This window comes from Pseudoxanthomonas sp., assembly GCF_051953815.1.
In the GTDB taxonomy this organism is placed as follows: Bacteria; Pseudomonadota; Gammaproteobacteria; order Xanthomonadales; family Xanthomonadaceae; genus Pseudoxanthomonas_A.
The window spans coordinates 98,984-122,549 of sequence record NZ_JBQCIJ010000046.1 but is presented as its reverse complement, the minus strand read 5'-3'; the positions used below and the strand labels follow the sequence as shown (position 1 = coordinate 122,549).

Genomic DNA, 23,566 nt, shown 5'->3' with positions numbered 1-23,566 from the left:
ATGTTGACTCTCGTTCCCGGCCAGCTGACCCTGGCCCAGATCCGCGCCATCGCCACCACCTTCGAGCCGATCCAGCTGGACCCTGCCTGCCTGCCGGCGGTGCGCGCCTCCGCCGAAACGGTGCAGTCGATCGTCGCCGCCGGCGCACCGGCGTACGGCATCAACACCGGCTTCGGCAAACTCGCCAAGGTGCACATTCCGGTCGATCAGCTGGAGCAGTTGCAGACCAACCTGGTGCGTTCGCATGCGGTCGGCATGGGGCCGCTGCTGGACGACGACACCGTCCGCCTGATCCTGGCGCTGAAGATCGCCTCGCTGGCGCGCGGCTTTTCCGGCGTGCGCGAGGAGACCCTGCAGGCGCTGATCGCGCTGTACAACGCGCGGATCTGGCCGTGCATTCCCTCGCAGGGCTCGGTCGGCGCCTCCGGCGATCTGGCGCCGCTCTCGCACCTGAGCCTGGCCGCGATGGGCGAAGGCCAGGTCCGCGTCAACGGTGAACTGCGCGATGCCGGCGAAGCCCTGCGCGCGGCCGGCATCACTCCGATCAAGCTTGCCGCCAAGGAAGGCCTGGCCCTGCTCAACGGCACCCAGGTCTCCACCGGCATCGCCCTGCGCGCCCTGTTCGCCGCCGAGCAGGTCTATTCGGCCGCGGTGCTGGCCGGCGCGCTGAGCGTGGACGCCGCCTGCGGCTCGGACGCGCCGTTCGATCCGCGCATCCACGCCGTGCGTGGCCAGCCCGGCCAGATCGAGGTCGCCGCCGAATACCTGCGCCTGCTCGATGGCAGCGCCATCCGCGAGTCGCATCGCCACAACGACACCCGCGTGCAGGATCCCTACAGCCTGCGCTGCCAGCCGCAGGTGATGGGCGCCTGCCGCGACCAGTTGCAGCAGGCCGCGCGCACGCTGTGGATCGAGGCCAATGCGGTGTCCGACAACCCGCTGGTGTTCACCGACACCGGCGACGTGATCTCCGGCGGCAACTTCCACGCCGAGCCGGTGGCGTTCGCCGCCGATCAGATCGCGATCGCCATCTCCGAGGTGGGCGCGCTGTCCGAACGTCGCATCGCCCTGCTGATCGACGCCAGCATCTCCGGCCTGCCCGCGTTCCTAGTGGCCGAGCCGGGCATCAACTCCGGCTTCATGATCGCCCACGTCACCGCCGCCGCGCTGGCCAGCGAGAACAAGACCCTCGCCCACCCGGCCAGCGTGGACTCGCTGCCGACCTCCGCCAACCAGGAGGATCACGTCAGCATGGCGACCTTCGCCGCGCGCAAGGCCGGCGACGTGGCGACCAACGTGCGCCGCATCGTCGCCATCGAACTGCTCGCCGCCGCCCAGGGCATCGATTTCCGCCGTCCGCTGAAGTCTTCCGAGCGGCTGGAAGCCGCCCACGCCTGCGTGCGCGCCGAAGTCCCCCACTACGGCGAGGACCGCTACCTGGCGCCGGAAATGCAGGCATTGGAAGCACTGGTCGCCAGCGGTACATTGACCGCCTTCGTCGACATGCCGCTCGGGGTATCCGCGTGATTCCAGGCTGGAAAGGCCGTATCGATCCGCCCGGCGACGGCGACACCCGCCGCTGGCACCAGATCGTGGGCCCCCCCGAAGCCGGCGCCCCCGCCGGCGTGGCGCTGGTGGGCTTCGCCTGCGACGAAGGCATCCGTCGCAACAACGGCCGCACCGGCGCGGCGCAGGGCCCGATGGTCCTGCGCGCGGCGCTGTCCAACCTGCCGGTCCGCGACGACACGCCGCTGTACGACGCCGGCGACGTGGTCTGCGAGGGCGAGGATCTGGAAGGCGCGCAGGCGGCGTTCGGCGCCCGCGTCGCCTCGCTGCTGGATGCCGGCCACCTGCCGATCGGCCTGGGCGGCGGCCACGAAATCGCCTTCGCCAGCTACCAGGGCCTGGTCGGTCACCTGGGCGCGCGCCGGCCACGGGTGGGCATCGTCAACTTCGACGCCCATTTCGATCTGCGCCAGCAGGCCACGGGCAGTTCCGGCACGCCGTTCCTGCAGGCACTGGATCACGCCGCCGGCATCGGCCTGGATCTGCAGTACCTGTGCCTGGGCGTCAGCGCCTCGGCCAACACCCGCCAGTTGTTCGAAACCGCGCGCCAGCGCGGCGTGCGCTACCTGCTCGACGACGAGATGGACCAGCGGCGCGTGGATCTGTGCCAGCAACGCGTGGCCGATTGGCTGCGCGGCGTGGATCTGATCTACCTGACCCTCTGCCTGGACGTGCTGCCGCACGCGATGGCGCCCGGCGTGAGCGCCCCCAGCGCCCGCGGCGTGCCGCTGGAGGTGCTGGAGCCGCTGCTGGAAACGGTCGCCGCCACCGGCAAGGTCGCGCTGCTGGACGTGGCCGAGTTGTCGCCGCCGTTCGACCGCGACAACGGCACCGCCCGGGTCGCGGCCCGCCTGATCCACCGCGCGGCCCATGCCATTCGCGGCTGAGGCCGCCAATGTGACACAACCCTTGACTCTTGACCAAGGTCAAGGGTGCAGAATGGCGCCATCCCGAACCGGAGAACGCCATGAACATCGGCCAATTGGCACGCCTGGCGGGCGTGCCCATCGATACCGTCCGCTACTACGAGCGCCAGCAACTGCTGCCGCCGCCCAGCCGCAGCCCGGCCGGTTACCGCCGCTATGAAGGCGCGGACGTCATCCGCCTGACCTTCATCCGCCGCGCCAAGGCGCTGGGTTTCACCCTGGACGAAATCCGCGACCTGCTGGAAATCAGCGCCGGGCGCGAGGACATGGCGCAGATGAAGGCCGCCGCGGCCGCCAAGCTGGCGGTGGTGGAGGAACGCCTGGCCGAGATGACCCGCATGCGCGACGCGCTGCGCAGCCTGGTCGACGCCTGCCCCGGACACGGCGATCTGAGCGACTGCCCGATCGTGGCCGCGCTGGCCGAGGAACCGAGATGAGCGGCTCCCCTCACACGCGCGACGGAGCCGGCGGCAACAAGACCGGCGGTGCGTCCTGCTGCCAGGGCGACGACGGAGCCCGGCGGGACATCGACCCCACGCGCGATCCGGTCTGCGGCATGCGCGTGGATCCGGCCACCACGGCGCATCACGCCGAACATGCCGGCCGGACTTATCACTTCTGCTCGGCCGGCTGCCGCGACAGGTTCGTCGCGGATCCCGCCTGCTTCGTCGGCTCCAACGACGGCAACGCCGCGTCGTCCTGCTGCGGCCCGGCAAAGGGCGAAGCGGCGGATGCGAAAACCTCCGGCGCCTGCTGTTCGGGCGACAAGGCCAGCCACGCGCAGGAACACGGGCAGCCGGATGCCCACCCGCATGCCGGCCACGACCATCTCCATCACGATCATGCCCATCACGGCCAGGTTCACGCTCACGGCCAGGCGCATGCCGGCGGCGCCGCGACCGATCCGGTCTGCGGCATGCGCGTGGATCCGACCACCACCGCGCACCACGCCGAACACGCCGGGCAGACCCATCACTTCTGCTCGGCCGCCTGTCGCGCGAAATTCGTCGCCGATCCGCCGCGCTGGCTCGCGCCGAAGCGCGAACCGGAAGCCGCCGTGCCCGGCGCCCGGTACACCTGCCCGATGCATCCGGAGATCGTCCGCGACGGCCCCGGCACCTGCCCCATCTGCGGCATGGCGCTGGAGCCGATGATGCCGTCGCTGGACGATGGCGAGAATCCGGAACTGACCGATTTCCGCCGCCGCTTCTGGTGGACCCTGCCGCTGAGCGTGGCGACGCTGGCGCTGGCGATGTTCGGCCAGTACTTCCACGCGATGTCGCCGACCACGCGCACCTGGATCGAACTGGCGCTCAGCACGCCGGTGGTGCTGTGGGCGGCCTGGCCGTTCTTCGAGCGCTGGGCGCAGTCCATCCGCAACCGCAGTCCCAACATGTGGACGCTGATCGGCACCGGCGTCGCGGCCGCCTACGTCTACAGCGTGGTGGCGACGGTCGCCCCGGATCTGTTCCCGGCCTCGTTCCGCGAACACGGGCGGGTCGGCGTGTACTTCGAGGCCGCCGCGGTCATCGTCTCGCTGACCCTGCTGGGCCAGCTGCTGGAACTGAAGGCGCGCTCGCAGACCTCGGCCGCCATCAAGGCGCTGCTGGGACTCGCGCCCAAGACCGCGCGCCGCCTGCGCGAGGATGGCCAGGAAGAGGACATCGAACTGTCCCATGTGCACGTGGGCGATCGCCTGCGCGTGCGCCCGGGCGAAAAGGTGCCGGTGGACGGCGTGGTCCTGGAAGGCCGCTCGCACATCGACGAGTCGATGCTGACCGGCGAACCGGTGCCGGTGGCCAAGGCCGATGGCAACAGCGTCATCGGCGCCACCATCAACGGTTCGGGCAGCCTGATCATCCGCGCCGAACGCGTCGGCAGCGACAGCGTGCTGGCGCAGATCGTGCAACTGGTGGCGCAGGCGCAGCGCTCGCGCGCGCCGATGCAGCGATTGGCCGACAAGGTATCGTTCTGGTTCGTGCTGGCGGTGCTGGCCGCCGCAGTGCTGACCCTGCTGGGCTGGGGCCTGTTCGGTCCGGAACCCTCGTGGACCTACGCGGTGCTCAACGCGGTGTCGGTGCTGATCATCGCCTGCCCCTGTGCGCTGGGCCTGGCCACGCCAATGTCGATCATGGTCTCCACCGGCCGCGCCGCGCAGCTGGGCGTGCTGTTCCGCGATGCCGAGGCGATCGAAACCCTGCGCAAGGTCGACACGCTCATCGTCGACAAGACCGGCACCCTCACCGAAGGCCGTCCCGCGTTCCGCACCCTGGTTCCGGCCAGCGGATTCGAGGAGAACGAGGCGCTGCGGCTGGCCGCCAGCCTCGACGCCGGCAGCGAACACCCGCTGGCGCACGCCATCGTCGCCGAGGCGCGCGAACGCGGGATCGTCCTCGCTCCCGCGCAGGATTTCGAATCCTCCAGCGGCATCGGCGTGCGCGGTCGTGTGGATGGCAAGGCGCTGGCGTTGGGCAACACCGCGCTGATGCAGGAAACCGGCGTCGACGTGTCGTCGCTGGACACCGACGCCCGCCGCCTGCGTGCCGAAGGCGCCAGCGTGATGTTCCTGGCCGCGGACGGTCGCGCCGCCGGGCTGATCGCGGTGGCCGATCCGATCAAGGTCACCACCCCGTCGGCGCTGCGGGCGTTGCAGGCCATCGGCGTGCGCATCGTGATGGCGACCGGTGACGGCGAGCGCACCGCGCAGGCGGTGGCCGCGCAGGTCGGCATCGACGAAGTCCACGGCGAGGTCCGCCCGGCCGACAAGGCCGCGCTGGTCGCCCGCCTGAAGGCCGAGGGACGCACGGTGGCGATGGCCGGCGACGGCATCAACGACGCGCCCGCCCTGGCCTCGGCCGACGTCGGCATCGCCATGGGCACCGGCACCGACGTGGCGATGTCCAGCGCGCAGGTCACCCTGGTCAAGGGCGATCTGGGCGGCATCGTGCGCGCCAAGGCGCTGTCGGAAGCCACCGTGCGCAACATGCGCCAGAACCTAGGCTTCGCGTTCTTCTACAACGCGCTGGGCGTGCCGGTGGCGGCGGGCCTGCTGTACCTGTTCGGCGGCCCGCTGTTGTCGCCGATGCTGGCCGCGCTGGCGATGAGTCTGAGCTCGGCTTCGGTGGTCGCCAACGCGCTGCGCCTGCGTCGCCAGAGGCTGCCGATGGCCGCCTGATCCGGCCGATCCCGTGCAACGGATGCGTCGCTAGAATGCGGCGCATCCCCCCACGCGGGACCACGCAGGATCTGGCGGCATGGAAAGTTCGCGACAACGGCCCGGTGCCGCATCCCCCTGGCGGTATCTGCTGCTGGTCGCCATCCCGCTGCTGGCGGCGCTGCTGCTCTCGCGCTGGCCGCTGCCGGTGACGGCGCCCGCGCCGGTGTCCGCCAGCGGCGCGTCGCACGGCGCCGCCGGCACTCCGCTTTCCCTGTTCCTGCTGCAGTTGCTGGTGGTGCTGTCCGCGGCCAAGGCCGCCGGCTGGCTGCTCAAGCGTTTCGGACAACCGGCGGTGATCGGCGAGATGGCCGCCGGCCTGCTGCTGGGCCCGTTGCTGTTCGGCGCGGTGATGCCCGAAACGCAGGCCTGGCTGTTCGCTCCCGCCTCGCTCGGCGCGCTCGGCCTGATCAGCCAGTTGGGCGTGCTCATGTTCCTGTTCGTGGCCGGCGCCGAACTGGAACTGTCCACCCTGCACGGCCGCCGCGCCTTCGCCCTGCTGGTCAGCCACAGCGGCATCGCCCTGCCGTTCCTGTGCGGCGTGCTGTTGGCCTTCGCGCTGTTCAACGCGCATGCGCCGGCCGGCGTCGGTTTCGCCAACTTCGCGCTGTTCATGGGCGTCTCGCTCAGCATCACCGCCTTCCCGGTGCTGCTGCGCATCCTCTCCGATCGCGGCATCACCCATACTCCGCTCGGCCGCATCGCGGTGGCCTGCGCCGCGCTCGGCGATGCCAGCGCATGGTGCCTGCTGGCCGCCATCGTCGCGTCGGTGCAGGCTTCCGGCTGGTCGTCCGCGCTGGTCAGCCTGCTGGGCACGTTGGCGTTCGCGCTGGTGATGATCGCGCTGGTGCGGCCGTGGCTGTCGCGGCACGAGGTCGCGCCCGAACGCGAAGGCCGCCACCTGATTGGCCTGTTGCTGATGGCGCTGGCCGCCGCCCTGGTGACCGAACTGCTGGGCATCCACGCGCTGTTCGGCGCGTTCCTGGCGGGCATCGCCGTCTCCGGCAACACGCGCCTGCGCGAACTGCTGATCCAGAAGGTAGAACCCTTCGCGATCTCGCTGCTGCTGCCGCTGTTCTTCACCATGACCGGCCTGCGCCTGCGCGTGGAAGGCTGGCAGGCCAGCGACCTGCTGCTGTGCGTGGTGGTGATTCTGATCGCCAGCCTCGGCAAGGGCCTGGGCACCTGGCTGGCCGCGCGCAGCGCCGGCATGCCGCAGACCGACGCGCTGCGCCTGGGCGCCTTGATGAACACCCGCGGCCTGATGGAACTGATCGTGCTCAACCTGGGCTACGAGATGGGCCTGATCGGTGATCGCCTGTTCGCGGTGCTGGTGATCATGGCGCTGGTGACCACGGCGATGACCGGCCCGTTGCTCAATCTGATCGAACGTCGCGCGCGGTCGGCTTCGCCCGCATAGCCTGTGCTTCGCCCAGCGGATACCTCACCGGCACACGCAAACCGCCTCCGCCCCAAAAAAGGGGAACACGGCGGGATCTGTCAACAATGCGTACCCGAAACGCGGGCTGTCAGTGCCCGCGTTCTTGAACTTCCATCCAGCATCGAATTCCGTCTGCACTGAATGTCGCTGCGCGAAGGCGACTAACCATGGCGCCCGGAAAAAACGAGGCGGCCAACAGGCTTCTTGTCGGGAGAGATCAGGAATCCATCCAGATAATCCGGGATATACCAGTCGTCCCACGGCGCAAGACCGTAGAATGCATTGGCAAACTCCTCGACAATACCCGAACCGCGAATCTTGGCACCGATGAATCCGGTCGCACGAAGCCTCTCATAAGGTCGCATCTCTCCCGGCATGTCGCTTGCCCGCTCTCCGAGGACTCGCCAATGCCCGGAATCCAACAGTTCCCTGGTGACAAGCACCAGTGAAAAGACAGCTTCCTTCCCAAGGATAGGAACGTCTTTCTCTTCGTCCCAGTGACCTCTGATGTCGAACAACGCGATCGCGACGCTGTTGAGAGCATCCGGCTCGTGGCCAATCACCTGACCCAAGCAGTTCGTTTCGTCCATCAACGGAACAAGAAAAATGCTTCCCTCGCTCCACTTCTGAATTCTTCTACGCGCCATCACTTCTCCGAAACAGAAGAATCAACGAGACACACGCGACCAGCACTATCAAGGCGACACTCAGGAAAACTCCCGCCATCGCCGTCAGATGAATGGGAAACCAGCCCGGGAGCACCCAACAGTCGTAGCCGCATCGGTTCCAGGTGCGAGTCGACCCGACGCAGACCGCGGCCGCCATCGCGATTAGCAGCGCCGGAACCGCCATCTTCTTTCGCATACAGACCTCCACAATGCGTCATAGACTGCCGCCGCACTCCCCGTTCTCATGGGCATCGCCTGGAAGGGGAATCGGCTCCCAGAGACCACGGAAGGGAAAATCAGGCTCCACTAGGCGCCATGCTATCTGAGTCGCCACATCCCGGAACCACCGCCCCCCGTGGACCTCGCCATGCCTATATGAAGGATCCGGTCTGACCTCGATAGCAAGACCCTCGCGAACGCAAGTCTCCAGGTACTGGACCAAGCGTCGATACTCCGATGGCGTTGTGAATCCATGGATGGGATACCAGTTGCTCCGTTTCATGCATTCCTCACCCGGCTCATCCCCCCATTGTCAATGGCGCATCGAGCGCATCCATATCATGCGCAGTTCCAACAGAACCGCAGGCAAAGTCGTACTGATCTCAGGATCTTTCTCATCGTCTTTGGACACCCACGGTGTTTTTTCCTTGCAAACAGATAAAAGGAAAGCCCAGCATTCACCGGGCTTTTCTGAGAGATGCGAAACCCGCGTCCTCACTTCACCTTCGCGTAAGTCCCCTTCAACGCCACGCCCGACATGAGGTTGCCGGCGTAGCATTCGTAGTTGGTCGCGCTCTTGAACTCGTTCTTCTTGAAGTAACTGGTGATGTCGATGACCGCATTGGCGCCGCGCGCCTTGGCGCTTTCCTGGAACGCCTTGAGCACCGACAGCGCGACCCAGCGACAGGATTCGACGTCACTCTTGCCGACGCCGTTGGTCTTCTTGTTGGAGACGTCCTCGCCCATGCGCGAGACCACCGCCGGATGGGCCTGGCCGGCCAGGTAGAAACGCACGCTGCCGTCGATGCCGGCTTCCTTGGCCTGCGGGGAATCAATCAGGTCCTGCAGCGGCAGTTCGACCCGCGTGTCGCCGGCGAAGGCGTTGGGCGCGGCGATGGTCAGCGACAGCACGACGGCGGTGAGAAAGCGTTTCATCTCGGTACTCCTTGTAGTGATAAAGACGGGGTCATTCCTGCCAACGGCGGAAAATCAGCGAGGTGTTGATGCCGCCGAACGCGAAATTGTTGCTCATCACGTGTTCGGCCCGCAGCTCGCGCCCCTCGCCGGTAATGTAGTCCAGTTCGGCGCAGCGCGGGTCGCGGCTGTCGAGGTTGAGCGTGGGGGCGAACCAGCCTTCGCGCATCATCTGCACGGTGGCCCAGGCTTCGTAGGCGCCGCAGGCGCCCAGGGTGTGACCGACATAGCTCTTGAGCGAACTGATGGGAATGCGTGGGCCGAACACCTGCGCGGTCGCGCGGGTCTCGGCGATGTCGCCGTGATCGGTGGCGGTGCCGTGCGCGTTGACGTAGTCGATGGCGTCCGGCGTCAGTCCCGCATCCTCCAACGCCAGTCGCATCGCCTCGGCCATGGTGTCGGCGCTGGGCTGGGTGACGTGCTGCCCGTCGCTGTTGGTGCCGTAGCCCACCACTTCGGCGAGGATGTTCGCGCCGCGCGCGCGGGCGTGTTCCAGTTCCTCCAGAATCAGCGTGCAGGCGCCCTCGCCCAGCACCAGCCCGTCGCGGTCGGCATCGAACGGACGCGGTGTGGTCTGCGGATCGTCGTTGCGCACGCTGGTGGCGAACAGGGTGTCGAACACCGCCGCGGCGGTGGCGTCCAGTTGTTCGGCGCCGCCGGCGACCATCGCCACCTGCTTGCCGAAACGGATGGCCTCGTAGGCGGAGCCGATGCCCTGGCTGCCGGAGGTGCAGGCGCTGGAGGTGGTGATGACGCGGCCGGTCAGGCCGAAGAACACGCCGATGTTCACCGGCGCGGTATGACTCATCATCTTCAGGTAGGTGGTCGCGTTGATGCCTTCGGTGGTGTGCTCGTTGAGCATGCGGCCGAAATCGCCAATCGCGCTGTGGGTGCCGGCCGACGAGCCGTAGGACACGCCGACCTTGCCACTGCGCAGCAGGGGATCGCCGAGCAGGCCGGCCTGCTCCAGCGCCAGTTCGGTCGCCCGCACCGCCATCAACGCGACCCGGCCCATGCTGCGGGTGGTCTTGCGGTTGTAGTGCGGCGGCAGTTCGAACTCGGCCGCGGGCGCGGCGAGTTTGGTGTTCAGTCCTTCGTAGACATCCCATTCGTGCATGTGCCGCACGGCGTTGCGGCACTCGCGCAGGCGCAGGTGCACGCTGGACCAGTCGTTGCCCAGGGGACTGATGGTGCCCGCGCCGGTGACCACCACGCGCTTGAGTTGATGGCTCATCCGATCAGCCCTCCGTTGACCGAGATGACCTGGCGGGTCACATAGGCCGCCGCCGGCGACAGCAGGAAGGCCACCACCGCGGCGACTTCCTCCGGCTGGCCCATGCGACGCATCGGAATCAGCTTGAGCGCTTCCTCGGCCACCTCGCCCGCCACCATCTCGGTGTTGATCAGGCCCGGCGCGACGCAGTTGACGGTGATCTCGCGGCTGGCCAGTTCCAGCGCCAGCGCCTTGGTCGCGCCGATGATGCCGGCCTTGGCGGCGCTGTAGTTGGCCTGCCCGCGATTGCCGACCAGGCCGGACACCGACGACAGGGTGACGATGCGGCCCGGCTTGCGCCGGCGCACCATCGGCATGGTGAGCGGATTGAGTACGTTGTAGAACGCATCCAGGTTGGTGTGGATCACCGCGTCCCAGTCCTCGCCGCTCATCGCCGGGAAGGCGTTGTCGCGGGCGATGCCGGCATTGCAGACCACGCCGTAATACGCGCCGTGCGCGGCCACGTCGGCTTCCAGCGCCTGCGCGGCGGCGGCGCGATCGCCCACGTCGAATCCCATCACCCGCGCCTGCCGGCCAAGCGCGCGGATCTCCGCGGCCACGGCTTCGGCTTCCTCCACCCGGCTGCGGTAATGCACCACCACATCGAACCCGTCCTGCGCGGCGCGCAGCGCGATCGCGCGCCCGATGCCGCGGCTGGCCCCGGTGACCAGGACCGTCGAGTCTCCACTCATGCTTGCTCGTTCTCCAGATAGGCCATCGGGTCCGGTGGTTCGAACACCGACACGTTGGCGCTTGCGATTTCATCCCCGCCCGCCAGGATCCGGCAGGCGAACATCCCCAGGCCATTGTCGCCCAACAGTTCCCGGATCGCCTCCACCCGCAGCAGGGTGCCGGCCGGGAAATGCGGCCAGGCGGACTGGTAGCGGCGCGTGCCCAGCAGGAAGCCGATCTTCGGTTCGCCACCGGCCTGGCGGGCACGGCAGCCGGCCCAGGCGGCGATGGCCTGGGCCATGTACTCCACTCCGACCCACGCCGGCACCCCGGCCTCCTCGCTGAACGGTCCGTCCGCGGGTACCCGGACCTCGACCGCCACGCGGTCCTCGTCCCAGTCCAGCAACCGGTCGATCAGGCGCAGGGTGCCGCGGTGCGGAATCACCCGCTCGATGTCGTACAGCGGCCTCGCGGCGTCGACGTTCCCGGCGTGCATTACCCGGCTCCCAGCAACAGGACGGCATTGCTGCCGCCAAAGGCGAACGAATGGCTGAGCACGTGGCGCAAGGGGCGCGCGGCGTGTTCGCCGGGCGCGGCGAAATGCAGCGGCGGCAGTTCGGGATCGGCCTCGCCGTCCCACCAGTGCGGCGGCAGGCGATGGCGCGGATTGTTCGCCAGCGCCAGCCAGGACAGGCCCGCCTCGATGGCGCCGGCCGCCCCCAGGGTGTGTCCGGTCAGCGGCTTGGTCGAACTCACCGGCGTGTCGGCCGGCATCGTCGCGGCGAGCGCGCGGCTTTCCATCGCGTCGTTCTGCGGCGTGGCGGTGCCGTGCAGGTTGACGTAGTCGATGTCGTCGGCGTGCAGGCCCGCGCGCGCCAGCGCCTGCTGGATCGCCGCGATCGCGCCGATGCCCCGTGGCTCGGGCGCGGAGATGTGGTGGGCGTCGGCGGTCTCGCCCCAGCCGGCCAACCGCACCGGCCCGGGCTCGCGGGTCATCAGGAACAGCGCCGCGCCCTCGCCGATGTTGATGCCGTTGCGATGGCGCGAGAACGGATTGCAGCGGGCGGCCGACACCGACTCCAGCGCGCTGAAGCCGTCGATGGTGAAGCGGCACAGCGAATCGGCGCCACCGGCGATCACCGCATCGACGATGCCCGCGCGCAACAGGCGCGCGCCGGAGGCCAGCGCCTTGGCGCTGGAGGAACAGGCGGTCGAAATGGTCCACGCCGGACCGTGCACGCCCGCTTCGGCGGCGATGAACCGCGCTGGCGTGCCGATCTCCTGCTGGGCGTAGTGGAACTCCGCCGGCCAGGCGCCGTGCGCGTGCTTGAAGGGCAAGGCCTGCTCGGACTCGCCGATGCCGGAGGTGCTGGTGCCCAGCACCACCGCCACGCGGTCCGCGCCGTAACGTTCGATGACGGCGGCCACCGCCGGCGCGATCTGCGCATGGGCGCTGCGCAGCAGCGCGTTGTTGCGTCCACGCAGTTGCAGGGGGTGATCGGAGAGATCCGACAGGGGCGCGTTCACCGTTCCCAGTACCAGTGGGCGACCCGGCGTCAGCGCCTCACTCGTCCGCGCGCCCGCGGGCGCATCGCTGGCGAACAAGGCCGCGGCCACCGCGTCGCGTCCTTCGCCCAGCGCGCAGGTGATGCCGAGTTCGTTGAGGAAAACCGATGCGGTGCTCACGGCGCCGGCTCCCCGCCCACGGTCTGGATCTCCAGCGCATAGCCTTCGGCCAGATTCCGCAGCCGCAGGCGATCCGGCGATTCGCGGGTCAGCACCAGCCACGGCGTGCCGGCGTGCGACAGGCTGCGCTCATGGCCGTCGTCCACCACCCGCCAGTCCGCCGGCAAGGCGCCACGCACGGCTTCCACCGGCCACAGCGCGAACTGCAGATCGTCCAGCACCCGCTCGCCGCGCACCGCGGCGGGCAACCACGGGGCGCGCTGCTGGCGCAGTTCCCGCCCATCCCATTGCAGGCGCACGCCGGACTGGCCCAGCGCCTGCACGGCCAGGCGCACCTCCTGCGCGTCCACTTCCAGCAATGCGTCCAGATCGCGCTGCTGCGCGCCGAATTCGAAGTGCAGGCGCTGCTGTACGGCCAGGGGCGCGCCCAGCGCGGCGGGCGCCAGGCGCAGGGGGGGCAGCGCGACCGCCGGCGCCGGCGTGCGATGCGCGCAGGCGGCCAGCAGGCACAGCATTCCCAGCAGGGCGATCAGGCGGCGCACAGTTCCTCCAGCACGCGCAGGCGGCGGCCGGTGTCGGCGACGTACGGGTTCCGGGTATCCCAGGCGTAGCCGGCCAGGATCGAACAGATCATGCGGCGAATCTCCGGCTGCTGGTCGGGATGGAAGATGATTTTCTGGAAGCCGCCCGCGTACCACGCCTCCACGAAGCGGCGGAATGTCTGCACGCCGGCGCGCAGCGGCACGGAGTAGTCCTGTTCCCAGTCCACGGTCTCACCGGCATAGCGGCGGCGCAGGCATTCGGCCGCCAGTTGGGCGGACTTGAACGCGATGGTGACGCCCGAGGAGAACACCGGATCCAGGAACTCGCCGGCATTGCCCAGCAGCGCGTACCCCGCGCCCCACAGCGAACTGACGTTGGCCGAGTACCCGGTGATCTGACGCACCGGCAGCACCGCCCATTCCGCGTTTTTCAACAGCCGGGTCAGGTTGGGATCCTCGCCGACGATCGCCTGCAGGCGTTCCAGCTCGCTGCCCGGATAGCGGTTGAGGAATTCCATCTCCGCGACCACGCCCAGCGAACAGCAGCCATTGGAGAACGGGATGGTCCAGTACCATACGTCGACGTGCTCGGGGTGGGTGGTGATCAGGATCTTGTTGCGGTCGAAACCGGCATCCTGCGCGATGTGGTCGCGAACGTGCGTGAAGATGGCGCCGCGCACCGGGAAGTTCGATGGCGATTCCAGTTTCAGCAGTTTGGGCAACAGGCGGCCGAAGCCACTGGCGTCCAGCATGAAGTCCGCTTCCACCTGGTAGGTCTCGCCTTCCGGCGAACGCACGGTGACCCGCGGGCGCTCGCCCGGTTCGGCCGCCAGCACCTCGTGCCGGTAGCGCACCTGCGCGCCCATCCGCTCCGCCCCCTTGGCCAGCACGTGGTCGAAATCGGCGCGCTGCACCTGGTAGGTGGTGCCCCAGCCCGGCGAGAACTTGTCGCGGAAATCGAACTGGGTGGTGCGCTCGCCGCGTACGAAGGCGGCGCCGTTCTTGTACTGGAAACCCGCTTCCACCACGTCCCGCAGCAGGCCGGCGGCTTCGATGTACTCCATGCTCTGCGGCAGCAGGCTCTCGCCAATGGAAAAGCGCGGGAACTGTTCGCGCTCCAGGATCAGCACGCGGCGTCCCTGCTGGCGCAGCATCGCCGCCGCCACCGAACCCGCGGGGCCTGCGCCGATGATGAGGATTTCCGTTTGTTCGACTTTCATTCCGTATGACTCGCGCTTCTGGATGGACGGGGACTTGCCGATGGACCGGCCGATGGGCGGGCCGGTGGGCGGAACAACGGTGAAACCAGCCACACCAGGCCGATGCCCAGCAACAGGGTCAGGCCGAAGGCGCGCAAGGCCGGCGTCGCCGACAGGCCCAGCAGGCCGAAGGAAAGCCAGGTGCTGGCCGCGCCGATGCACACCGCCATCCAGGCGCTGGCGTCGCCGCGGTGTTCGGTCAGGAAGATGCCGTAGTCGATGCCCATGCCCAGCAACAGCAGCAAGGCCAGCACGTTGAACAATTGCAGCGGCTGCCCGGCCAGGCCCAGCAGCGCCACGGTCAGCGCGCCGGCCAGCAGCGTGGGCAGCATCACCCGCCAGGCGCCGGCCCGGTAACGCCACCACAGCAGCGCATACACCAGCACCGCGCCGGCCAGCAGCAGTCCGCTCATCAGATGGCGGTAGTGGCGCAGCAGCCGGGAAAAATCGGCGGTGCGATCGACCCAGCGCACGCCCGGCACCTGCGCGGCCTGCTGTTCCAGCAACGCCAGCGCGCCCTCGCGTCCGAGGTCGTCAATCAGCACCACGCTGGCCTGTTGTCCCCCCACCCGTCCCAGCCACTGGTGGCGGAACGGCGCGGACACCGGCGCGGCCAGCCACGCCCCGGCCTGCAGCGTGGCGGGGCTGGAATCCGGACGCGGCAGCGATTCGCCCAGGGCCTGGCCGACCTGCGCCATCACCGCGCTTTCGACCCGCGCGGTCAGCGCGGCGTCGGCCCGTTGCCGGCGCTGCGAAGGCAACCAGTCGCTGATCGCCCGATAGCCGCCGATGCGGCCCTCGGCCGCCAGCCCGCGCAGCCGTTCGGTCAGGGCTTCCTCGCGCCGCAACAGCGTTTCCGCGTCGTCCGCGCGGACCAGGAAGAACTGCGCCGGACTCGGCATGCCGAGCAGGCGCCCCACTTCGATCTGCTGGGCCATGATGGCGGGCGGCGAGGATTGCAGGCTGCGCAGATCGTCGTCGCCGCGCACGCGCAGCAGGCCAGCGACCAGGACCACCGCCAGCAACACGCCGGCCACGGCCCAGCCACGACCGCGCGTCGCGCGCGGCCAGCGTTCCAGCGAATTTCCGATTGCCTGCGAAAACCGGTTCTGGCGCACTTCCCCGCCATCCAGCCAGGGGAACAGGCAGATCACGGTCAGGAACGCGGCGGCCAGTCCGACCACCGAGAACAGCGCCATCTGCCGCAGGCCCGGGAACGGCGCCAGCCCCAGCGCCAGATACGCCAGCACGCTGGTCGCCAGCGCCAGCCACAGGCCGGGCAGCAGATGGCGCAGCAGCGTCCAGCGCCGCTCCGGCGCCACGCCCTGGCGCGAGGCGAACCAATGGATGCCGTAGTCCTCGGCCACGCCGACCAGGCTGGCGCCGAAAATCAGGGTCAGCAGATGGACCTGGCCGAACACCAGCGCGGTCACCGACAGCGCGGTCGCGCAGCCGACCAGCAGCGACGCGGCCACCAGCAGGATCGGGCGCAGCGAGCGGAACGCCAGCCAGACCAGCAACAGCACCGCCGCCAGCGAGCCCCAGCCGATGGTGTTGATTTCGCGGTTGGCCTGCACCGCCGCCGCTTCGGCGTGCAGCGGCACCCCCGCGCGCAGCACCCGCAGCGACGGCGCCGCCGCGCGCGCGGCGGCATCGGCGCGATCCAGCGCGTCCTGGATGACGCGTTCGCCATCCAGCCGGAACGCCGAGGCGCGGGTCTGGAACGTCAGCACGCTCCAATAGCGTCCGTCCTGCTCCAGCAGGCCGTCCTCGCCGACACGCAGGCCCGACGCCTGCGCGCGCGCCTGCCACCACTGCGGCCACAGGCCAAGCGGATCCTGTCGCCATTCGGTCAACCGCGGCGCGCCCATCGGGCCGTACAGCGCCGCCAGGGCCTGCTCCGCCAGCACGCCGGTGTCGGTTCCCGTCAGTCGGGTGCGCTGCGCGGGCGTCAGCAGGCGATCCCGGAACGGTGCATAGAACGCCTGCGCCTGCGGAAACCAGTCCGCCGCGTTGTCGGCCGGCGCGAACGGCAGCCGCGCGGCGTCCTCAGCGGCCAGCGAGCGCCGGAACGCCGCCTCGGCCCGCTGCGCCTGCGCCGGTTCGGACGCGCCCAGCATCACCACGATCTGGCGCGCGCCGGCATCGGCGATGCGTTCGGTGGCATCGGCCAGCACGCGGTCGTCGGCGTCGCGCGGCAGCAATGCCAGGATGTCGCTGTCGATGGGCGGGTGCTGCCAGAACCGCCACTGGTGCGCGGCCACCGCCATCACCGCCAGCAGCCACAGCAGGGCCAGCCAGCGCCAGCCGGAACGCCAGCGGCGATCCCGCGCGTCCAGTCCTTCAGTCAAAGCGGCGCGCCTCGTCCGCATTCAAGATGGCCGGGGCGTCCTTCAACTCGGAGAACCGCAGTTGGGTGCTGTCGCCGTTGGCCTCTTCGATCCGCACCTCGCGCACATAGCGATCGCCGTTCAGCACGATCCGCGCGAACGCCTTGGCCAGCGCCGCCGAACGCGGCTTCAGGCTCAGGCGCCAGCCGTTGTCCGGCAACGCCTGCACCTGGGTTTCGAAACGCGCCGACAATGCGCCGACATCGCCGCTGACCAGCGCGAACATCATCGCGTTGACCGAACGCAGCGCGGGCTGCTCCCTGCCGTCCACTTCGACCCGCTGGCTGCCATCACGCTGGCGGCTGAGGATGCGATCGCGGGTGATCACCACTTCCGACGGGAACGGCTTGTCCGTGGTCCAGATCACGCCCTGCTGGCGCGATACCACGAACCGCCCCTGCGAGCGCAGCGGATTCTTGAACCCGGTGATGCGCTTCTCCTGCTCGAACCGGCCCCGCAGCACCTCGACCTGGGCCACCCGCTGCTGGACCATCGCCAGATCGTCGACCGCGCGCGCGGTCGGCATTCCGGCCCAGCCGGCCAGGGCGAGCAAGGGGAACAACAGGAATCTCGACCATCGCGTCATTCGACCCGCACTCCCAGCCGTTCCCACAACACCGGCGGACACACATAGAGCATCTCGCCTGAAGCCGCGTCGACCGCCACCTGGATGGTGTGGGCGCGGGTCAGGAGCTGTCCGGATCCGGCATCGCGGATGACGTAATCCAGCTTCAGCCGGTTTTCCCACTCCACGATTTCCGCGCGCACCACCAGCGGCTGCGCATAGCGCAGCGGGCGGATGTATTTCACCCGCGCGTCCACCACCGGCCACAGGAAGCCGGACGCCTGCATCTGCGGGTAGTCGTAGTCATGTCGCTGCAGCAGGGCGCAGCGGGCGATTTCCAGATACTTGAAGTAGTTGCCATGCCAGACCACCTGCATGGGATCGCAGTCGTGGAAGGCCGGCGACAGCGCGATCTCGCAGGACAGGTCAGGCGCCGTCATACAGGCTCCAGCGCCGTTCGCGCAGGTCGTCGCACAACGCGCGCAGTTCGGTATCCAGCGCGCGATCCTCCTCGACCAGGGCGACGCGCCCGCGCAGGTCCGCATACATCGCCGCGGCCTGTTCGCCGAAAGCGGCCGAACCGCCCGCCCGCGCCCGCAGTTCCACCGCCTGGCGCGCGGCGATCAGCATCGCCGCGACCACCTGCTCGGTCAGGGTGATCACGCGCAGGCAGTCGCGCGCGGCGATGGTGCCCATGCTGACCTTGTCCTGGTTGTGGCATTCGGTCGAACGCGAGAACACCGAAGCCGGCATGGTCAGCTTCAACGCTTCGGCGGTCCACGCGGATACGCTGATCTGCAACGCCTTCAGGCCGTGATTGATGGCCGCGCGCGGGCCGGTCGCGGCGGACAGGTTGGACGGCAGGCCGTGGTTGAAGCGCGTGTCCACCAGCAGCGCCAATTGCCTGTCCAGCAGATCGGCCAGGTTGGCGACCGCGTTCTTCATCGCGTCCATCGCGAAGGCGATGTGGCCGCCGTAGAAATGGCCGCCATGCAGGATCTGGCCGCGCTCGGGATCGATCAGCGGATTGTCGTTGGCGCTGTTGAGTTCGGTTTCGATCAGCTGGCGGAAGAACGGCAGCGCGTCCTCCAGCACGCCGATGACGTGCGGCGCGCAGCGCAGCGAGTAACGATCCTGCAACCGTTGTTCGTTGCGCGGGGGCCGATCGCTGTGCAGGTCCTGGCGCAGGCGCGCAGCCACCCGCGACTGGCCCGGATGCGGCTTGGCGTCGAACAGCACCTGGTCGAAGTGGTGCGCGTTGCCATCGCTGGCCAGCACGTTGAACGCGGTCAGGCGGGTCGCCAGCCGGCCCAGATAGTCGGCACGTTCCCAGGCCAGGCAGGCCAGCGCGGTCATCACGGCGGTGCCGTTCATGATCGCCAGGCCTTCCTTGGGCCGCAGTTTCAGCGGCGCCATGCCGATGTCGGCCAGCGCGTCGGCGGCCGGACGGCGCACGCCGGCGTGGATGACCTCGCGCTCGCCGCACAGCACCGCCGCCACGTAGGACAGCGGGGTCAGATCGCCACTGGCGCCGACCGAGCCTTCGGCGGGAATCAGCGGCAGCACGTCGTGCCGCAGCAGGTTCTCCAATCCATCCAGCAATCCCTGGCTGACGCCCGACATGCCGCGCGCCAGCGATGCCAGGCGCGCCGCCAGCACCGCGCGGGTTTCCCCGGCGTCGAGGAAGCGGCCCAGTCCACATCCATGGTAGGTGTACAGGTGATGCGGCAGCTCGGCGACCAGTTCCGACGGAATGTTGACCGTGCAGGAATCGCCATAGCCGGTGGTCACACCGTAGATGACGCCGTCCTCGCGCAGCACGCGATCGAGGAAATCGGCGCCACGCGCGATGCGCGCGCGGAAACCTGGGTCGTCGGACAGCCGTGCCTGGCGCTGGCGGCGCGCCAGCGCCCCCACGTCCTCGATGCAAAGCGGGGCATCGCCGAACCGGACCGCGCCGGTGTCACTCTCGGGGGGAAGCGTCATGCGTAACCTGATCCCAGAAGGGAAAGAAATTGAACCAATCGTAGGGAGCGCCGACCAATTGGCGTTCCAGCCATTGTGCGAACCGGCCGGCGTATTCCGCCAGCGCGGCGTCGCGCGAACCGCGCGGCAGCCGCACCGCCTCCGCGAACGGTTCGAAGCGGACCTCGTAACCATCGCCGGCGTGCGTGCAAGCCATCGTGAACACCGGACAGGCCAGCGCCGAGGCCAGCGCGTAGGCGCCGATCGGAAACGGCGCCGGATGTCCCAGGAACGGCACCCGCACGCTGCGTCCACCCTGCAACGGCACCCGGTCGCCGGCGATGGCGACGAACTCGCCGTCGGCGATCCGCTCGGCCAGCACGGTGGCGGTGGCCGGTCCGAGCTCGGTGACCTGCATCAGGCGCACGCCGTTGGCCGGGTCCAGTCGATCCAGCAGGCGGTTGAAGCGGGCGGCGTGGGCGGTATGCACCAGCGCAGTCAGGCGGAACCCCGGCACCCGGTCGGCCAGCGCCTGGCACAGTTCCAGGCAGCCGATATGGGCGGTGATGATCAGCCCGCCGCGCCGCTGCGCGACCATTGCCATCATCACGTCGCGGTGGATGGTGACCCGCCGCTCCGGGTAGCGGTGGCCCATCGCCAGGATCTTGTCCAGCAGGGTCTCGGCGAACATGAAGAAGTGCCGCAGGCTGTGCCCGGCGCCGGGCTCGCTGCCGAACACGGTGCAATCGTGCGCATGCAGGCGGCGCAGGTACTGCCGCGAAGCGCCGCGCGCGGTCGCGTTGCCCAGCCAGTGGAAGAACACCACCGGATAGGCGCACAGCCGGAACGGCCAGCGCCCGAGCCAACGATGCACGCCGCACAGGAAGCGCACGCCGATCACCGAGGTGGACTCGGCGATGTCGGCCCAGTGCGGCTGTCCGGTGGCGCTCATGCCGGCACCGCCCTGCCCCGCAGCAGCCAGATCGGCAGCCGCCGCAACATGCCGAAGAACAGCCGCGCATGCATGCGGCTGATGCGCACGTTGTCGCGCCAGACGTCGAAGTGGGACACGCCGTCGCGCGGATAGGTCACCCGGGTCGGCAGGTTGATCACCGGTACGCCGCGCCAGAACAGCCGCACGATGATCTCGATATCGAAATCCATCCGCCGGCCAATCGGCTCCTGCGCCATCAAGGTCAACACCGGCGCCAGCGGATAGATGCGGAACCCGCACATCGAATCGCGGATGGAAAACGACAAGGTGTTGATCCAGACCCAGGCGTGGGTCAGGTAGCGCCCGTACAGGCGCCCTTTCGGCACGCTGGCGTCGTACTCCGGCACGCCGCAGATGATGGCGTCGGGTCGCCCGCGGGAGGCGTCGGCGAAGCGCGGGATGTCGCCCGGATCGTGCTGGCCGTCCGCGTCGATCTGCAGGGCATGACTGGCGCCGAGCCGCGCGGCCTCGCGGAAGCCCGCCATCACCGCCCCGCCCTTGCCCTGGTTGCTCGCCAGCCGCAGCAGGCGCACCCGCGGCGCGTGCGTCCGCGCCAGTTCGTCCAGCACCCGCGCGCAGGCGGGACCGGAGCCATCGTCCACCAGCAGGCAATCCAGGCCTGAGGCCATCACGCCCTCGACCATCGCGCCGATCGCGTGTTCGTGATCGAACACCGGGATGATCACCATCAGCTTGCCTGCCGGCATCGCTCAGCCCTCGCCCTGCGGGCCGAACACGACCCGCCCGCTGGCATGCGGACCGTGCGCGGAGGTGTACTGGAAGACCAGGCTGCTCTTCTCCTCGAGCCATTGCAGGTGCAGGCGGATGCGATCGCCCGGACGCGCCACCCGCTGGAACTTCAGCGCCTCCATGCGCAGGAACCGCGGCGGCAGCGGAAACGCTTCGCGTCCGAACCGGATCGCCCAGTCCAGCTGGGCCACGCCAGGCAGGATGGTGGCCTGTGGAAAATGCCCGTCGAACACCGCCAGGTCCGCGTCCAGATCCAGTTCCAGTTCGGCCGTCGCCGATTCGCGCACGCGCCAATGCGGCGGCGGACGTTCGGGCCGGAACAGCGCGGTCAACGCGCGCTCGGTGACCTTGCCCTGCGCATTCACCGGCAGCGCCGCCGCGTACCGCCAGCGCCGCGGGCGGGTCACCGCGTCGTGGCGGTCGGCCAGATGCTGCGACAGCGATTGCGAAAACGCGCGCCGGCCCCTGTCGCGCAGCAGCGCCCAGCCGGTCTCATTGGGCACCACCACCGCCACCAGCGCGTCGCGCGCACCGGGCAGCACGCAGACCCGTACTTCCGAAACCAGCGGATGGGCGGCGACGTCGCGCTCCAGCGCGTCCAGCGACACCCGGCGCTCCTCGATCTTCACGATGCGGTCCGCGCGTCCGAGCAGGCGGAATCCATCGCCCTCCGCATGCACCCGATCCTCGCTGGTCCACCAGTCGTCTGCCTGCGCCAGATGCGGCGAGCGCACCCGCAGGCGGTCGTCCTCGATGCGCCAGTCGACGCCCGGCAGGGCGTGCCACACCGGTTGTTCACTGGTCCAGCGCCGCCATGCGATGCCGCCGGTTTCGCTGCTGCCGTAAATTTCCGTCGGCGCCACGCCCAGCCGCTCGCGCACCTCCAGCGCGGCCTCGGCCGCCAGCGCGCCGCCGGAGGAGAACACCGCCCGCACGCGACCGCGCAGCGCTTCCCAATCCAGTTGCTGCGGCAAGCGCTTCAGATGCGCCGGACTGGCCACCAGCAGCGAAGGCTCCGCGCCCAGCGCGACCAGCAGATCTTCATGGAAAAACGTCCGCGCCGCGATCGGCCGGCCGGACGCCAGCGGCCAGAGCACGCGGAACAGCAAGCCGTAGATGTGTTGATGCGAAACCGTGCCGTGGACGGTGGCGGCGCCGAGTTCCGCGCCGAACGCGGCCTCCAGCGCCTCCACTTCCCGCGCCAGTTGATCCAGGCGTTTTTCGATGGCGACCGGTTCGCCGGTGCTGCCGGAGGTGAACACCACCAGCCGGGTGGCCGCTTCATCCAGCGCGGGCAGGGAAACGCCGACGTTGCCGGAAGCCGCCGTCAGGCCGCCTTCCGGGAAATCCCCCGCGAATCCATCCACCCGGCCCGCCAGGCGTTCGCGGGTCGCCGGCAGGTTGTCGGCGCACAGGAACACCCGCTTGCCGGCGTGCCAGGCCCCGAACAGGGCGGCCGCGAACGACAGCGCGTCGTCGAAGTAGATGGCCCAGTCGCGCCCTTCTTCCCCAGCGAACGCGGCCTGCCAATCCGCCACCCGGGCGCAGAACGCCGGATGCTCCCATCCCGGCGCCACCCCGCGTCCCGCCCGGGGTTCGACCGCGACCCGGTCCAGCGGCAACCACTCATTCATGCCGGTGCGCCGCCCGCACGCGCTGACGCACCCACCATTCGCCCGCGAACAGCACGCCCATCAACAGATAGGCGATGCCGCCGTTGTAGAGCGCCCAGATGCGGTCGGTGGTCCATAGAGCCGTTGCCAGCGCCAGCGCGCCATTGAAGATGAAGAACACGCACCACACCTGGGTGACCCGGCGGGTGTAGACGACCGCATGCGGAGGAAGGTCCGGTTCGCTCAGGCGGGCGATCCGTTCCACCACCGTGGGGGGAAACCGCAGGCTCACCGCGAACACCGCCAGCATCACCGCGTTGACCAGCGCCGGATACAGCTTGAGCGGCAGCGCGTCGTTGAACACCGTGGTCAGCCCGGCCAGGATCGCCGCGCCCCCCGCCGCCGCCAGCCAGACCGGTTGCCGGGTCGCCAGGGCGCGCAGCAGGGCCAGCGCCATCAGCAGCAGGGCCAGCCAGCGCGGCTCGAACCGGCCCAGCGCCAGATAGACCACCAACGGATAGGCCAGCGACAGCGCGATGAACAATGCCGCGCGGACCCGGTTCGCCATGAGCGCTGCGCGCCTGGATCAGGCGGCTTGATCGCGGATCAGGCCATACAGCACGTCGACCACGTCCTGTACCGTGCGCACGGTCTTGAACGCGTCCGGCTGCAGGTTGCGCCCCAGCAGCGGCTTGAGCTGGACGATCAGATCGACGGCATCGATGCTGTCGATGTCCAGATCGTCGTACAGGCGCGACTCCGGCGTGATTTTCGCCGGATCGATCTCGAAGGTGTCGTGCAGGATCGTGGCGATCCGATCGAATAGTTCGTTCTTGGTCATGTTTCTC

22 protein-coding genes are annotated in these 23,566 nt (G+C 69.2%); 5 read left to right on the top strand and 17 right to left on the bottom strand.

Annotated elements, in window-relative coordinates; translation table 11 throughout:
* The 5 genes from hutH to ACTHN1_RS14475 all read left to right on the top strand — a co-directional run bounded on the left by hutH (window position 1) and on the right by ACTHN1_RS14475 (window position 7,126).
* A complete protein-coding gene (hutH, locus tag ACTHN1_RS14495; RefSeq protein ID WP_440471637.1) occupies window positions 1-1,527 on the top strand; it encodes a histidine ammonia-lyase in 1,527 nt (508 codons plus the stop codon).
* A complete protein-coding gene (gene hutG / locus ACTHN1_RS14490; RefSeq protein WP_440471636.1) occupies window positions 1,524-2,453 on the top strand; it encodes a formimidoylglutamase in 930 nt (309 codons plus the stop codon). Before hutH ends, hutG begins: the two co-directional genes overlap by 4 nt.
* Before the next feature lie 80 nt (window positions 2,454-2,533).
* Entirely contained in the window at window positions 2,534-2,929 is a 396-nt protein-coding gene (locus tag ACTHN1_RS14485; RefSeq protein WP_440471635.1) for a heavy metal-responsive transcriptional regulator, read from the top strand.
* Window positions 2,926-5,667 (top strand): heavy metal translocating P-type ATPase, encoded by a 2,742-nt coding sequence (locus ACTHN1_RS14480; protein WP_440471634.1) that lies wholly within the window; start codon window positions 2,926-2,928, stop codon window positions 5,665-5,667. The genes ACTHN1_RS14485 and ACTHN1_RS14480 overlap by 4 nt, the downstream gene beginning before the upstream one ends.
* Window positions 5,668-5,746: 79 nt before the next feature.
* Complete coding sequence (locus ACTHN1_RS14475) at window positions 5,747-7,126, top strand: cation:proton antiporter domain-containing protein (RefSeq protein ID WP_440471633.1); 1,380 nt, start codon at window positions 5,747-5,749, stop codon at window positions 7,124-7,126.
* 182 nt (window positions 7,127-7,308) lie between these two features.
* Here ACTHN1_RS14475 and ACTHN1_RS14470 read toward each other — a convergent pair whose 3' ends face one another.
* From ACTHN1_RS14470 to ACTHN1_RS14390, 17 genes are all read right to left on the bottom strand, one after another.
* Window positions 7,309-7,794 (bottom strand): hypothetical protein, encoded by a 486-nt coding sequence (locus tag ACTHN1_RS14470; RefSeq protein ID WP_440471632.1) that lies wholly within the window; start codon window positions 7,792-7,794, stop codon window positions 7,309-7,311.
* A 735-nt stretch (window positions 7,795-8,529) separates the two neighbouring features.
* Window positions 8,530-8,970: an excinuclease ATPase subunit gene (locus tag ACTHN1_RS14465; protein ID WP_440471631.1), complete on the bottom strand. Its 441-nt coding sequence runs from the start codon at window positions 8,968-8,970 to the stop codon at window positions 8,530-8,532.
* 31 nt (window positions 8,971-9,001) lie between these two features.
* Window positions 9,002-10,243, bottom strand: a complete 1,242-nt coding sequence (locus tag ACTHN1_RS14460) for a beta-ketoacyl-ACP synthase (protein ID WP_440471630.1) — start codon at window positions 10,241-10,243, stop codon at window positions 9,002-9,004.
* Window positions 10,240-10,974, bottom strand: coding sequence for a 3-ketoacyl-ACP reductase FabG2 (locus ACTHN1_RS14455; protein WP_141452724.1), 735 nt, complete (start codon window positions 10,972-10,974; stop codon window positions 10,240-10,242). The genes ACTHN1_RS14460 and ACTHN1_RS14455 overlap by 4 nt, the downstream gene beginning before the upstream one ends.
* Window positions 10,971-11,450, bottom strand: coding sequence for an ApeP family dehydratase (locus ACTHN1_RS14450; RefSeq protein WP_440471629.1), 480 nt, complete (start codon window positions 11,448-11,450; stop codon window positions 10,971-10,973). The genes ACTHN1_RS14455 and ACTHN1_RS14450 overlap by 4 nt, the downstream gene beginning before the upstream one ends.
* Window positions 11,450-12,640: a beta-ketoacyl-ACP synthase gene (locus ACTHN1_RS14445; protein ID WP_440471628.1), complete on the bottom strand. Its 1,191-nt coding sequence runs from the start codon at window positions 12,638-12,640 to the stop codon at window positions 11,450-11,452. The genes ACTHN1_RS14450 and ACTHN1_RS14445 overlap by 1 nt, the downstream gene beginning before the upstream one ends.
* Window positions 12,637-13,182: a DUF3261 domain-containing protein gene (locus ACTHN1_RS14440; RefSeq protein ID WP_440471627.1), complete on the bottom strand. Its 546-nt coding sequence runs from the start codon at window positions 13,180-13,182 to the stop codon at window positions 12,637-12,639. Before ACTHN1_RS14440 ends, ACTHN1_RS14445 begins: the two co-directional genes overlap by 4 nt.
* On the bottom strand, window positions 13,170-14,402 hold the full coding sequence (locus tag ACTHN1_RS14435; RefSeq protein ID WP_440471626.1) for an NAD(P)/FAD-dependent oxidoreductase: 1,233 nt from the start codon (window positions 14,400-14,402) through the stop codon (window positions 13,170-13,172). The genes ACTHN1_RS14440 and ACTHN1_RS14435 overlap by 13 nt, the downstream gene beginning before the upstream one ends.
* The gene (locus ACTHN1_RS14430; RefSeq protein ID WP_440471625.1) at window positions 14,399-16,813 is read right to left on the bottom strand and encodes an MMPL family transporter; all 2,415 of its coding nucleotides are present in this window, start codon (window positions 16,811-16,813) and stop codon (window positions 14,399-14,401) included. Before ACTHN1_RS14430 ends, ACTHN1_RS14435 begins: the two co-directional genes overlap by 4 nt.
* Window positions 16,785-17,417, bottom strand: a complete 633-nt coding sequence (locus ACTHN1_RS14425; protein ID WP_440471624.1) for an outer membrane lipoprotein carrier protein LolA — start codon at window positions 17,415-17,417, stop codon at window positions 16,785-16,787. Before ACTHN1_RS14425 ends, ACTHN1_RS14430 begins: the two co-directional genes overlap by 29 nt.
* A complete protein-coding gene (locus tag ACTHN1_RS14420; protein WP_440471623.1) occupies window positions 17,414-17,836 on the bottom strand; it encodes an acyl-CoA thioesterase in 423 nt (140 codons plus the stop codon). Before ACTHN1_RS14420 ends, ACTHN1_RS14425 begins: the two co-directional genes overlap by 4 nt.
* Window positions 17,823-19,382, bottom strand: a complete 1,560-nt coding sequence (locus ACTHN1_RS14415) for an HAL/PAL/TAL family ammonia-lyase (protein WP_440471622.1) — start codon at window positions 19,380-19,382, stop codon at window positions 17,823-17,825. Before ACTHN1_RS14415 ends, ACTHN1_RS14420 begins: the two co-directional genes overlap by 14 nt.
* Window positions 19,360-20,313 (bottom strand): LpxL/LpxP family acyltransferase, encoded by a 954-nt coding sequence (locus ACTHN1_RS14410; RefSeq protein WP_440471621.1) that lies wholly within the window; start codon window positions 20,311-20,313, stop codon window positions 19,360-19,362. The genes ACTHN1_RS14415 and ACTHN1_RS14410 overlap by 23 nt, the downstream gene beginning before the upstream one ends.
* Complete coding sequence (locus ACTHN1_RS14405; protein ID WP_440471620.1) at window positions 20,310-21,062, bottom strand: glycosyltransferase family 2 protein; 753 nt, start codon at window positions 21,060-21,062, stop codon at window positions 20,310-20,312. Before ACTHN1_RS14405 ends, ACTHN1_RS14410 begins: the two co-directional genes overlap by 4 nt.
* 3 nt (window positions 21,063-21,065) lie before the next feature.
* Window positions 21,066-22,739, bottom strand: a complete 1,674-nt coding sequence (locus ACTHN1_RS14400; protein WP_440471619.1) for an ApeI family dehydratase — start codon at window positions 22,737-22,739, stop codon at window positions 21,066-21,068.
* Window positions 22,732-23,286 carry a hypothetical protein gene (locus ACTHN1_RS14395; RefSeq protein ID WP_440471618.1) on the bottom strand — a complete coding sequence of 185 codons (555 nt, stop codon included), beginning with the start codon at window positions 23,284-23,286 and terminating at the stop codon, window positions 22,732-22,734. The genes ACTHN1_RS14400 and ACTHN1_RS14395 overlap by 8 nt, the downstream gene beginning before the upstream one ends.
* Window positions 23,287-23,304: 18 nt before the next feature.
* Complete coding sequence (locus ACTHN1_RS14390; RefSeq protein ID WP_141452713.1) at window positions 23,305-23,559, bottom strand: acyl carrier protein; 255 nt, start codon at window positions 23,557-23,559, stop codon at window positions 23,305-23,307.
* Window positions 23,560-23,566 lie beyond the last annotated feature (7 nt).

Coding starts and splice junctions, on each gene's coding strand:
- ACTHN1_RS14400 (WP_440471619.1), bottom strand. CDS start 22,739: ATGAATGAGTGGTTGCCGCTGGACCGGGTCGCGGTCGAACCCCGGGCG.
- ACTHN1_RS14475 (WP_440471633.1), top strand. CDS start 5,747: ATGGAAAGTTCGCGACAACGGCCCGGTGCCGCATCCCCCTGGCGGTAT.
- hutH (WP_440471637.1), top strand. CDS start 1: ATGTTGACTCTCGTTCCCGGCCAGCTGACCCTGGCCCAGATCCGCGCC.
- ACTHN1_RS14470 (WP_440471632.1), bottom strand. CDS start 7,794: ATGGCGCGTAGAAGAATTCAGAAGTGGAGCGAGGGAAGCATTTTTCTT.
- ACTHN1_RS14460 (WP_440471630.1), bottom strand. CDS start 10,243: ATGAGCCATCAACTCAAGCGCGTGGTGGTCACCGGCGCGGGCACCATC.
- ACTHN1_RS14410 (WP_440471621.1), bottom strand. CDS start 20,313: ATGAGCGCCACCGGACAGCCGCACTGGGCCGACATCGCCGAGTCCACC.
- ACTHN1_RS14480 (WP_440471634.1), top strand. CDS start 2,926: ATGAGCGGCTCCCCTCACACGCGCGACGGAGCCGGCGGCAACAAGACC.
- ACTHN1_RS14485 (WP_440471635.1), top strand. CDS start 2,534: ATGAACATCGGCCAATTGGCACGCCTGGCGGGCGTGCCCATCGATACC.
- ACTHN1_RS14420 (WP_440471623.1), bottom strand. CDS start 17,836: ATGACGGCGCCTGACCTGTCCTGCGAGATCGCGCTGTCGCCGGCCTTC.
- ACTHN1_RS14405 (WP_440471620.1), bottom strand. CDS start 21,062: ATGCCGGCAGGCAAGCTGATGGTGATCATCCCGGTGTTCGATCACGAA.
- ACTHN1_RS14450 (WP_440471629.1), bottom strand. CDS start 11,450: ATGCACGCCGGGAACGTCGACGCCGCGAGGCCGCTGTACGACATCGAG.
- ACTHN1_RS14390 (WP_141452713.1), bottom strand. CDS start 23,559: ATGACCAAGAACGAACTATTCGATCGGATCGCCACGATCCTGCACGAC.
- ACTHN1_RS14425 (WP_440471624.1), bottom strand. CDS start 17,417: ATGACGCGATGGTCGAGATTCCTGTTGTTCCCCTTGCTCGCCCTGGCC.
- ACTHN1_RS14455 (WP_141452724.1), bottom strand. CDS start 10,974: ATGAGTGGAGACTCGACGGTCCTGGTCACCGGGGCCAGCCGCGGCATC.
- ACTHN1_RS14465 (WP_440471631.1), bottom strand. CDS start 8,970: ATGAAACGCTTTCTCACCGCCGTCGTGCTGTCGCTGACCATCGCCGCG.
- ACTHN1_RS14415 (WP_440471622.1), bottom strand. CDS start 19,382: ATGACGCTTCCCCCCGAGAGTGACACCGGCGCGGTCCGGTTCGGCGAT.
- ACTHN1_RS14395 (WP_440471618.1), bottom strand. CDS start 23,286: ATGGCGAACCGGGTCCGCGCGGCATTGTTCATCGCGCTGTCGCTGGCC.
- ACTHN1_RS14430 (WP_440471625.1), bottom strand. CDS start 16,813: ATGCGGACGAGGCGCGCCGCTTTGACTGAAGGACTGGACGCGCGGGAT.
- ACTHN1_RS14435 (WP_440471626.1), bottom strand. CDS start 14,402: ATGAAAGTCGAACAAACGGAAATCCTCATCATCGGCGCAGGCCCCGCG.